The sequence below is a fragment of the Pseudodesulfovibrio sp. genome (genome assembly GCF_028692895.1).
GTDB lineage: Bacteria > Desulfobacterota > Desulfovibrionia > Desulfovibrionales > Desulfovibrionaceae > Pseudodesulfovibrio.
The window spans coordinates 1-10213 of the sequence record NZ_JAQUWN010000096.1; the positions used below are offsets into that span (position 1 = coordinate 1).

General features: G+C 68.7%; 11 protein-coding genes. All 11 read right to left on the reverse strand.

The window, feature by feature from the left end; all coding sequences use genetic code 11:
• Positions 1-59: 59 nt before the first annotated feature.
• Positions 60-737, reverse strand: a complete 678-nt coding sequence (locus PHP91_RS16020) for a hypothetical protein (protein ID WP_300143045.1) — start codon at positions 735-737, stop codon at positions 60-62.
• Positions 734-1060, reverse strand: a complete 327-nt coding sequence (locus tag PHP91_RS16025) for a hypothetical protein (protein ID WP_300143047.1) — start codon at positions 1058-1060, stop codon at positions 734-736. Before PHP91_RS16025 ends, PHP91_RS16020 begins: the two co-directional genes overlap by 4 nt.
• Positions 1050-2012, reverse strand: a complete 963-nt coding sequence (locus PHP91_RS16030) for a metallophosphoesterase (protein ID WP_300143049.1) — start codon at positions 2010-2012, stop codon at positions 1050-1052. The genes PHP91_RS16025 and PHP91_RS16030 overlap by 11 nt, the downstream gene beginning before the upstream one ends.
• Positions 2002-3345: an AAA family ATPase gene (locus tag PHP91_RS16035; RefSeq protein ID WP_300143052.1), complete on the reverse strand. Its 1344-nt coding sequence runs from the start codon at positions 3343-3345 to the stop codon at positions 2002-2004. The genes PHP91_RS16030 and PHP91_RS16035 overlap by 11 nt, the downstream gene beginning before the upstream one ends.
• A 53-nt stretch (positions 3346-3398) precedes the next feature.
• Positions 3399-4313 carry a C-GCAxxG-C-C family (seleno)protein gene (locus tag PHP91_RS16040; protein ID WP_300143055.1) on the reverse strand — a complete coding sequence of 305 codons (915 nt, stop codon included), beginning with the start codon at positions 4311-4313 and terminating at the stop codon, positions 3399-3401.
• On the reverse strand, positions 4310-5083 hold the full coding sequence (locus PHP91_RS16045) for a methyltransferase (protein ID WP_300143058.1): 774 nt from the start codon (positions 5081-5083) through the stop codon (positions 4310-4312). Before PHP91_RS16045 ends, PHP91_RS16040 begins: the two co-directional genes overlap by 4 nt.
• The gene (gene murJ, locus PHP91_RS16050; RefSeq protein WP_300143061.1) at positions 5080-6627 is read right to left on the reverse strand and encodes a murein biosynthesis integral membrane protein MurJ; all 1548 of its coding nucleotides are present in this window, start codon (positions 6625-6627) and stop codon (positions 5080-5082) included. Before murJ ends, PHP91_RS16045 begins: the two co-directional genes overlap by 4 nt.
• Positions 6628-6972: 345 nt before the next feature.
• Positions 6973-7803 (reverse strand): bifunctional DNA-formamidopyrimidine glycosylase/DNA-(apurinic or apyrimidinic site) lyase, encoded by an 831-nt coding sequence (gene mutM / locus PHP91_RS16055; RefSeq protein ID WP_300143066.1) that lies wholly within the window; start codon positions 7801-7803, stop codon positions 6973-6975.
• Positions 7804-8079: 276 nt separating this feature from the next.
• Positions 8080-8571 carry a hypothetical protein gene (locus PHP91_RS16060; RefSeq protein WP_300143069.1) on the reverse strand — a complete coding sequence of 164 codons (492 nt, stop codon included), beginning with the start codon at positions 8569-8571 and terminating at the stop codon, positions 8080-8082.
• 3 nt (positions 8572-8574) lie between these two features.
• The gene (locus PHP91_RS16065) at positions 8575-9816 is read right to left on the reverse strand and encodes a ChaN family lipoprotein (RefSeq protein WP_300143072.1); all 1242 of its coding nucleotides are present in this window, start codon (positions 9814-9816) and stop codon (positions 8575-8577) included.
• The coding region (locus PHP91_RS16070) for a DUF429 domain-containing protein (RefSeq protein WP_300143075.1) at positions 9813-10213 on the reverse strand (401 nt) is incomplete at its 5' end. The genes PHP91_RS16065 and PHP91_RS16070, both read right to left, overlap by 4 nt.

Here is a 10213-nt window from a genome sequence, read left to right on the forward strand (position 1 = left end):
AGAGGGGAAACTTTTACAAAAGTTTCCCCTCTCCCCTTCCCCCGGCCGCCGGAGGCACCCTATTTGACCTGTTTCAGCGTGACGCCGTGCTCCCTATCGGGGCGCAGCTCGAAGATGTGGTCGGCGGCGGCGGCGAAGAGGTCGATGGGGTGGTGGCTGATGACGAGCAATTGCAGGCCCAGGCGGGCGGCGATCTCGTTGATGAGCTGCATGAAGCGGGGGATGAGCGCGGGCCGCAGCCAGCAGTCCTGCTCGTCCAGGACGAGGAAGGGGCGGTGACGCGCCTCTTCGAGCTGGGAGAGGGCGATGAGGCGCAGGCCGACGGAGAGGATGTTGCAGACCGAGCCGCCCTGGCCGGTCATGATGTCTTCGATCTGGTCCTCGTCGCCCTGGTTCCGGATCTGGAAATGGATTTGCAGCCGGTTGTTCTTGACCTCGCGCAGGCTGGTGACCACGCGGTCCTGGCCCAGGACTTCGCGGATGGCGTGGGTCAGGTTGGCCTCCACCTCGTCCAGGATCTTGCCGAACAGGGCGGTGGAGAGCTCCTCCAGGGCCTGGCGCGCGGCAGGGGCCAGGGTCAGGAAGTCGCGCGCGCCCGCGAGGGCGTCGCGCAGCCGGGCGTGCTCGGCGTGGTGCGCCTCGGCCAGGGCGGCGAGGCGGTCGTAGCGGCGCTCGGCCTCGCGCAGGTCCGGCAGGTCGGGCTGAGCGGACTGGTCGGGCAGGCCCGTGGAGGTCACCGGCGGTTCCCTCCGGCGTCCTTTTCCACGGCGGAAAGGTCGGCCTGAATCTGTTGGACATGCTGGCGGTACTCGGCGACAACCTGCTCGTTTTCCAGGCGTTTTGTCTCCAAAAGACCTTGCAGTTCTTCAAGGTCGTCGGTGCCGTATTCGGTCCGGGCCTGGGCCTTGAGGGCGTCGAGCTGCTGGGTCAGGTTGCGCATGTCCTGCTCGGCGCGGACCTTCTGGTCGCGCAGTTGTTCGTATTGGCGGCGCAGGTCGTTAAGTTCCTGTTCCAGTTGGGAATCCCTGCTTGTCGCTGTTTGGTTGGGGTTAGTCGGCACCGTGTATGACCTCCTCGTAGAGTTCCCAGATGAGCGCGCCCTCGGGCGTCTCCCGGTTCAGGTTTTGCTCCAGAAATTGCTTGAGCCCCGTGCCCTCGTGGGTCCGCCGCCAGGCCAGCCGCTCCAGCCCCTTGATGAAGCTGGAATCGCCCTCGGTTTCCTGTTCCTCGGGCGGCAGGTCCTGGTCCGGGAAGACTTGGTCGAAGGGCAGGAAGGGGACCACCCATTTTTCCAGTTCCGCGCAGCCGGGGGTCCAGATGGCGGCGGCGGGCTCGCGCACCATGGACCTGCGGGTGAAGGTCAGGCGGGTGACGTTGCCGGGATTGGCCCAGGTGGTCTGCCCGTTGGCCACGGTCTGCTGCGGCCGGTGGATGTGGCCGTTGATGACCCAGTCGATGCCGGGCAGTTCCTTGATGGCGTAGGCCCGTTCCAGGAATTCGGGAAAGCGGATGTTGTGGTGGGTCAGCCAGACCACGGTTTCGGGGTCGCCCTCCGCGCGCTCGTAGCCCTTGGGCAGCGGCGCGCCGTCCGGGCTGGCGCAGACCAGGGCGCGCCCCTGCGGGGTTTCGAGGACGAACTGCGGGCCGTCCTCCTTCATGAGCGTGAGCACCCCGGCGGTCTCCAGGACCGCAATGGACACGTCGTCGGTGAACCGGGACTGGTACTTGTCGTGGTTGCCCACCAGGGCCCGGACGCGCCGGCAGCCCTCCCGCCCGCCGAAGAGGCGCATCAGCTCCACAAGCATCTTGTTGGAGTTGTCGCGCGGCCAGTGAAAGAGGTCGCCCAGGAGCACCGGAACCATCCCCAGCTCGTCGGCCCGCCCGAGACAGGCGGCCAGCTTGCCCATGATCTGATCGAGATAGCCGTCGAGCCGCTGGCCCGGCGGATTGTCGGCCAGGTGCGGGTCCGCGACGAGGAAGAGGCCGTTGCCGCGCACGATCTCAAGCGTCATGGGACCTCCCGTGATCGAGGAACGAGGCCAGGTTGAGGTTCGCGCCGCAGGTGGGGCACTGGCCGAGCTCGTCCACCACCCGGCCGATGCGTTCCTCAACCTTCCGCAACGCGGTCTCCAACTCATTCAGGCGGGTCCCGGCGCGCGCGCCCTCCCCGGCCAGGCGGCGCAGGTCCGCCACCAGGGCGATGAGCGGGGCGTGGTCCGCCAGCGCGGGCGCTTCCGCAACGGACCGCAACCGGTCGCAGGTCGCCCCGGCCCGGCGGACGTCGCGCCCGAGCCCGCGCATCCCGTCCAGGAGCGCGGCCAGCGGGCCGGTCCGCGCCAGGGCGGGCGCGTCATGCAGGTCGGCCAAGCGCGCGGCGCGCGCCTCTGCCTCGCGCAGGGCCCCGTCCAGATGGACGCAGCGGTTGCAGAGGGTAGCCAGGCGCACGGCGTCGAAGGGCGCGGGAGGGGCCTGGACAGGGGCCAGCGCGCCGTGGGCCCGGCGGCTCTGGTCCAGCCCGGCCTCAACCTGGCCCATCTGGCGGATCAGCCGGTCCAACCCGGCGACTTCCTTGATTTTCGGCGGTCCGGCCAAGGCGTCGCAGACCGCTACGGCCGCCCGGCGGCGTTCCAGGGCCCGGCCAGTCTCGTCCAGCCGCTGCCGGAGCGCGGCCAGGGCCGGAATCTCGGCCCGGAGCCGGGCCGCGTCCGTTTCCAGCGCGCGGGCGGCGTCGAGTCCGAGGGAAATGTCCGGCAGCGGGGCCAGGGCGTCCAGGGCGGCCTCCACGGCCTCCCGCCGTTCCTCCAGGTCGCGTTCGCGCCGCTTGGCGTCCTGGGTGCGCGCCTTGAGCCGGTTCTGCATGGCCAGCAGGTGGGCGCTCTCTGACGACGCGGCGAAGAAGGCGGCGGCATCGGAATCCGGCCGGTTAAGCAAAAACACCGGCTCCCGCTGATTGCCGATGTGAACGTCTACCGTCTTCTCTCCCTCCAACTCGATCACATCCAATCGAAGCGCGGCCAGGACCTCATCGGGCGGACGGCGACGAATCTTCCAGAACTCCTCAGGCTTTTCCGCGCCGGGCGCCCAGAGTTCATACCCTGCGGACGCTTTTTTACGAATCCAGACTATCCGGGTGCCGTCGTCCATAACCACGGTAACCCGCGCCTCCTTGGCTCCATGGCGAATGAAGCTGCGTGGCGCGGGATTCGTGGCCACACAGCGCAACGCCTCCACCACCGCCGACTTGCCCGTATTGTTCGGGCCGGTCAGGGCGGTGACGCCGGGGCCGAGGGGAAGCTCGGTCCGCTCATGGGCCATGAAGTTCTCAAGGATGATGCTGGTAATCACGATCTATCCGTTTGATTTCATGCAATTCAAAACTTATCGGAAACCTATCGTCATCACGGGTAGCGAGGCCGCTTGCAGCACCCGTCATACCACACTTCCACACCGATTTCGGCCATCTTCTCGTTGTTGGCGCGCCACCGCTCGGCCAGGGGACCGGGCAAGCCGTGGCGGTCGCAGGGGAACTCCGGGCACTCGAAACAGTAGTCCACCCCGTGCTCGCGCGCGCAGTCCGGGACCTTGCAGGACTGGAACAGGCAGCCCTGGCCCCGGCAGCCGCCGCAGGAGCCCGAGGCCAGGAAATCCAGCAGCTCGCGGAACCCGGCGTAGTGGCCGAAGGCCGGGTTCATGGGCGCGAACCGCTCGGCGTAGGGCGCGAAGTTTTCGCCCAGCGCCTCTGCCAGGGCGGCGGCGGAACGCCGGACCGGGCCGCCCGCATAGGCCACGCAGCGTCCGCAGCACAGGCCGCACGGGGCCAGACGGGCGCGGACCAGCTCGTCGGCCGCGGGCGCGCGCCCGGCGTCGCGCAGCAGGGCCAGCGCGGCCTCGGCCGACTCGGCGCACAGGGAGACGCAGGTCTTCTTCACGCCCTGGTTGCGGTAGCGGTCCTGGCCCTCGGGGGTGCGGAAGTCGCAGCCGGTCAGGTCGAAACAATTCAGGGAGCCGAAGGCGTCCCGGAACCAGTCCAGCATCTCCCGGGTCAGCTCGTAGGCCGCCTCGCGGTCCCGGCCGATCTCGTCGGGGCCGTCGGCGGTTGAGGCCAGCAGGCCGATCCCCATGATGGCCCCGGAGAGCGCTCCGCACTGCCCCTTGGTCCGGGCCACGCCGCTGCAAAAGCCCGAGGCTGCGGCCAGCGCGGGCCCAAGGTCGCGGCCCGAGGCCTCGGCCATGATCCGCAGCACGGTCTCGGCGCACAGAAGCTTGCCCCGGCCGAACCACGCTTCCGCCTTGGCTCTGGAACCATCCGTCATCGTTCTTCGCCCTCCGGCTCGCCGCGATTGCAGCCCAGAAACGGGCAAAAGGCAAGGGCCTCGTCGGTGAGCCGGGTCTGTTTGCCCGTCCCCCGGTGAAGGATGAGCGGCGGCTCGGCCCTGAGCCCCGGCCGGGCGGCCTTGACCGCCTCGACAAGGACCATGCGCGCCTCCTCGCCCGGACGGGCGTGGACCATACGCAGCCGTTTTGGCTCCAGCCCGGTCCGGGCCAGGTCGGCCAGGAGCCCGGCCAGCCGTTCCGGCAGGTGGACGAAGGAGAACTTGCCCCGGGTCTTGAGCGCCAGGGCCGCGCACCGGGCGAACCGGGCGAACTCCCCGCGCCCCTCGAACCGGGCCGTGGCCCGCTCCTCGCCCCGGCTGACGCGGCCCGCGCCGAGCCGCCTGTACGGCGGGTTGGCCACCACGAAATCAAGAACCCGCTCGGGCCGCCAGTCGGCCACGTCGGCCCGGACCACCTGAAATTTCTCCTGGAAATGCAGGGCGTCCGCATTGGCCAGCGCCGCGTCGGCCGCTGCCGGATCAAGCTCCACGCCGGTCAGGGCCAGGCCCGGCTGGCGGAGCAGCAGCCCCAGGCCGACCACGCCGCAGCCGCAGCCCAGGTCCGCGCCCACGTTCCGCCGCCCAGGCCGGGCGAAACAGGCCAGGAGCAGCGAATCCAGGGAAAAGCGGTAGCCGCCCTCGGGCTGGGCCAGGCCGCGCGGGAAGCGCGCCCGCCGGTCGAGCACCGCCAGGGTGTCCGCCCGGTTCATGCGCGGCCCTTCGCCAACCGGCGGCGGATGCGGCCAGCCACCATCTCGGTGAACAGCCGGGCCTCGGGCTGGCGCATGGCGTGGGCCAGGAAGATGTAGGCAACGGCCCAGGCCGGGATGAGCAGCAGGCACCAGGGCGACCAGGCGGCGGTCAGCGCGGCCGCGAGCCAGACCAGCGCGCTCAGCCCCACGGTCTTGGCCGTGGACGAAAGGCCGAGGAGCGCGCTCTTGCGGCGGCGCGTCAGGGCCGCGTAGAGCAACATGAAATTGAGCAGCGAGGAGAGACTCACGGCCAGAGCCAGGCCGACATGGGCCATGGACTGCATCAGCCAGAGGCCGAGCCCGACGTTGGCGGCCAGGCAGACCACGGCGATCTTGACCGGGGTCCGGGTGTCCTCCAGGGCGTAGAAACTGGCCACCAGAGGGCGCGACAGGGCGATGAACGGGAGCCCGGCGCTATAGGCCACAAGGGCGGCGGCCGTGGCCCGCACCGCCTCGGCCGAGAAGGCGCCGCGCTGGAAGAGCAGGGCGATGAGCGGGTCGGCCAGGGCGATGAGCCCGGCGGCCGCGGGCAGGGCGATGAACAGGGTCAGGCCCAGCGACAGGGACAGGGCCTCGTCGTACTCCGCCATCTCGCCGCGCGCGGCCAGCCTGGCCAGGCTGGGCAGGGCCGCCGTGGACACCGCGATGCCGAACACGCCCAGGGGAAACTGGACCAGCCGGTCGGCGTAATAGAGATAGGAGACCGAGCCCACGGGAAGAAAGGAAGCGAGCAGCGTGCCGAGCAGGATGTTGACCTGGTAGACAGCCGCGCCGAAGACCGTGGGCAGCATGAGCAGTCCCATGCGGGCCACGCCCTTGTTGCGCCAGGACCACGGCCCGCGCCAGGAAAACCCGGCCCTGGAGAGGAAGGGCTGCTGAAGCAGCCACTGGCCGACGCCGCCCGCGAGCACGCCCCAGGCCATGACGTAGGCCACGTTCCACCCCGCCCAGTAACCGAGCAGCGCGGCCGAGATGAGGGCGACGTTCAGGACGATGGGGGCCAGGGCCGGAGCCAGGAAGTGGTTGCCGGAATTGAGGATTCCCATGCACAGAGCCACGCTGCAAATGAAGATGACGTAGGGGAAGCAAATGCGCACCAGGTCGATGGTGGCCTGGAACTGGACAGCGTTGCCGAGGAATCCGGGGGCGATTGCCATGGTGATGGGCCGGGCCAGGACCTCGGCCAGCAGGGTGATGCCGCCCAGGATCACCGCCAGCCAGATCATGGCCGATCGGGCCATCTCCTGGGCCGCCTCCTCGCCCTCTTCTTCCTTAACACGCGAATATACCGGGATAAAAGCCATGGTCAGCGACCCTTCCCCGAAGAGCCGCCGCAGCAGGTTCGGAATGCGGAAGGCCACGAAGAAGGCGTCGGCGAACAGCCCGGCCCCCAAGGCGAAGGCCACGATGACGTCCCTAATGAACCCCAACACGCGCGAAAGCAGGGTCGCCCCCGCCACCACTGCAGCGTTTTTCGCTATGATTCGTCCGTGCTCACTCATGTTGCGGCCCTGTTTTCACCCCGATCACCAACTATATGATTTTATTGGTCGGCACTTTTCTAGACTTTTAGTAGATTTTCTCTAACATCCAATGTTTGCGGATGGATGGCTTCAACTCATCCCAGACCGAGCGCCGTCTACGCCGCAATTCTTTTCTTTCTTCGTTCTCAACAGCATAACATTCCGCTTTTCAAAAATTTATGTCAATTCACCCCGCCGCGTTGCCCTGCCCTGCCCGACATCGGTCCGGTCCCGCCGTTTCGGCCCGGCCCAGTCCTGCCGGACGGGAGGCGCGGACGCTGGACCCGCCGATGAACCGCAACCGACTTTCGCAGATGGTTGCGGTTACCGTTTTCCGCGCTCCCCGGCCTGGCAATGGGGGCAGAAGGTGGAGGTCCGCCCCGCCACCTTGCGGGCCTCCAGCGGGGTGCCGCAGACCCTGCACGGCTCGCCTTTCCTGCCGTAAACATTGAAACTGTTTTGAAACGCTCCGGCGTCGCCGTCCGCATTGACGTAGTCGCGGATGGAACTGCCGTTCTCGGCGATGGCCTGGCGCAGCACGGCCTGGAGCTCGCAACACAGGGTGCGCAGCCGCTCCGGGGCCACGCGGTCGGCCCTGGCCTCGGGGTGGAGACCCGCCCGGAACAGGGACTCGTCCGCATAGATGTTGCCGACGCCCGCCACCACGGACTGGTCGAGGAGTCTTCCCTTGAGGCAGCCTCCCTTGCAGCCGATTCGTCCGGCCAGCTCGGCCGGGTCCGTGGCCAGGGGCTCGGGCCCGACCTTGCGCAGGAACTCCCAGTTCATCAGCTCGCCGGGCGGGAAGGCGCGGACGTAACCGAACCGGCGCATGTCCGAAAAGGAGAGCTGGGACCCGTCGTCGAGCAGGAGGAGGAGCCGGTCGTGCCCGTTCGGCGCGCGCGCCGGGCCGTGGACCACCCGGCCGGTCATCTTGAGGTGGAAGGCCAGGGTCCAGCCGTTGTCCAAGTCCATGAGCAGGACCTTGGCCCGCCGGTGGACGCGGGCGATGGTGCGGCCCTCGATGCGCGGGAGAAGCTCCACGGCCGGGTCGCTCAGGCGCGTCAGTTCGGCATGGGCGGCGCGGACCACGGTCCTCCCCTTCAGGGTGCGGTCCAGGCCGCGGGCGATGACTTCCACTTCGGGCAGTTCGGGCATGGCTTGCTCTACCTGAAAAGCGTGCCAGTGAAAAGCGTCCGGCGCTCTTCCGGAAGGGGCCGCGGCGTTCGGCAGGACAGGAGGAGGCGTTGAGCCCCCAACGGCGCGGGACGGCTTCCACCTCGTCTTATGCATGAGACAAGCCTGCATCCGGAGGAAACCCGGCGATTACCGATTGGATAGCGCGCTATATTTTATTTCAGGCCGCCAAACGACTCGCGCCTCGACTCTGCGCCGGTCCGCAGCGCCGCGCCGACGCCTGGCTCCCGGCGCGGCCTACGGGCGGAAGGCTGCCAGCAGGGCCTGTTCGTCCTTCTTCGCCGTGCTGATCCAGAAGACCAGGTCGCCCTCGCACCAGATGAGATGAACCTGGCCCATGCCCTCGAAACGGTAGACCGGCACCCCGCCCCGGTCCAGGCGGCGGGGGCTGCGGAAGGGCGAGTTCGGGTTATCCACCATCTTGTGGACCATCAACCCGGTCTGGCGGCTCGCCTCGGGCGCCGAGGCCACGCGGGAGACCCAGACCTCGGCGGGCCGCTCGCCGCCCACGTCCGAGGGCCGGGCGTAGCGCCCGATGACGCTGGCCTCGGCGGGCAGGGCCTTGCCGTGCAGCTTGTCCACCTCGGCCTGGGCGGCCGGGCCGTCGATGCGCTGGACCAGGATCAGCTCCCCCACCCTGTCGGGCAGGAGGCGCACCAGGTCCGCGGCATGGGCGTAAAGGGGCGAAAACAACAATAACGGCAACAAAAACCACGCGCGGTGTTGCATTGTTTATTCCTTGGCGGGCGCGGAAGCGTCCCGGACGGGTTTGGCGGCGGATTCGGCGGCCTTGGGCTTGGCCACGCCCAGCCGACCGACGTCCACGGCAAGCAGTTCGTTGCCGCGCCGGATCTTGAAGACCAGGGGGGCGTCCGCCTCGTGGACCTTGAAGCCCGCCCGGTGCAGGTCGTAGAGGTGGTCCAGGACCACGCCCGAGGCCTCCAGAAGCACATCGCCGGGCCTGAGCCCGGCCTTGTCCGCCCGGGAGCCGCGCGTCACGCGCTCCACCAGCAGGCCGGACCGGCCGTCGTCGGTCAGGAGCGCGCCCATCTTGGAGTTGTAACTATCCGGGCTATAAAAGAAGACATCGCCAGCATCCGCGTCGAACTCCCCGCCGCGCCAGGGCATGACCAGGAGGATGCGCGCGCCGGGGTCGAAGCGCCGGATGCGCCGGGCGATGCCCCAGCCGCGCTCCACGTGGCCAGTGCCCGCCACCACGAAGACCGGCCAGTCGTATTCCTTGCGCAGCCGCACCGCCTCCTCGGCCATCTTGGAATCCCAGATGGACTGAACCAGGCGGAACCGCTCGCGGGCCGTGGCGTTGTCCGCGTCAGCGCCCTCGTGCCGGGCGTAAATCTCGTCGAGCAGGGCCGCCTGCTCCGGGGCCGGCGGCACGATCTCGCGCGGGAGCCAGGCCCGCTCGTCCTCGCCCAGGCCGCCCAACCCCTCGCGCGCCACCTTGCGGGCCACGGACGAGGGCACGTTGAGCCCGGCCACGGGCAGGCTGTCCCGCCTGATGATGGCGAAGAGCGGGCGGAAGAGGGAAAACGGGTAGCCCCAGGTTGTGGTCCATTGCAGTTCTTCGGGGAGGTCGTCCACCTCCACCTGGCCCTTGCAGAAATCGTCCAGCTCGTGCTGTTTGGTCACGGGGACCATCTCCAGTCCCACGGACGGGGGCCGGTCCGTGGCCGCCAGGGCCGCGAGCAGGGTTTGCTGTACCTTGTGGTCCCAGACGTTGCGGTGCCCCTCGCCCACCAGGATGTAGTCCGCACCCCGCGCCATTGCCGTGATCTCGGCCAGGCCAAGCTGATCGCCGTACTTGGAGACGAAGTCCCCCTTTTGCGGAAGGAAGGTCACGTCCAGGCGGGGCGGCTCCACGCGCTTGGCGCAGGCCCCCAGGCCCAGGATAAGGGCGGCGAGCAGGGCCAGGGCCGTCAGGCCGGGGCCGGTTCCGCAACGGTTGCGGTCGTTCATGGTTCCCCTCGATTGGATGGATGCCAGATGGCCATGGGCAGCCCCTCGGCGTCGGCCTCTGGCGCGTCGAGCCCCTTGGGATAGAAACGCGGCCGCCGTTCGCTCTCTCGCGCGGCCACGGCCAGGATGCAGGCGTCGAGCATGTCGTCGCACGCCACCTCGGTCCTGAGGTGGGCCCGGCGGGCGTCGGCCAGCAAAAACTCCACTTCCGGCATGAAATTCCGGACGATCCGGAAGCGCTCGAAGCCGCCGAGCCAGTCCTTCTTGGCAAAGGACGGGAACCCGCCGCCCAGGCGGCCGAAGCAGAGTTCCGGATGGGACTCGTAGACCAGATCCCGCACCTCGGGATGGGCTCGCAGGAAAGTGTCGACTTCTCGAATCTTTTTCACAAGGCCCA

Bases quoted from the DNA above. Each gene is read 5' to 3' on its own strand.
- mutM (WP_300143066.1), bottom strand. From the start codon at position 7,803: ATGCCCGAACTGCCCGAAGTGGAAGTCATCGCCCGCGGCCTGGACCGC.
- PHP91_RS16060 (WP_300143069.1), bottom strand. From the start codon at position 8,571: ATGCAACACCGCGCGTGGTTTTTGTTGCCGTTATTGTTGTTTTCGCCC.
- PHP91_RS16030 (WP_300143049.1), bottom strand. From the start codon at position 2,012: ATGACGCTTGAGATCGTGCGCGGCAACGGCCTCTTCCTCGTCGCGGAC.
- PHP91_RS16065 (WP_300143072.1), bottom strand. From the start codon at position 9,816: ATGAACGACCGCAACCGTTGCGGAACCGGCCCCGGCCTGACGGCCCTG.
- murJ (WP_300143061.1), bottom strand. From the start codon at position 6,627: ATGAGTGAGCACGGACGAATCATAGCGAAAAACGCTGCAGTGGTGGCG.
- PHP91_RS16045 (WP_300143058.1), bottom strand. From the start codon at position 5,083: ATGAACCGGGCGGACACCCTGGCGGTGCTCGACCGGCGGGCGCGCTTC.
- PHP91_RS16040 (WP_300143055.1), bottom strand. From the start codon at position 4,313: ATGACGGATGGTTCCAGAGCCAAGGCGGAAGCGTGGTTCGGCCGGGGC.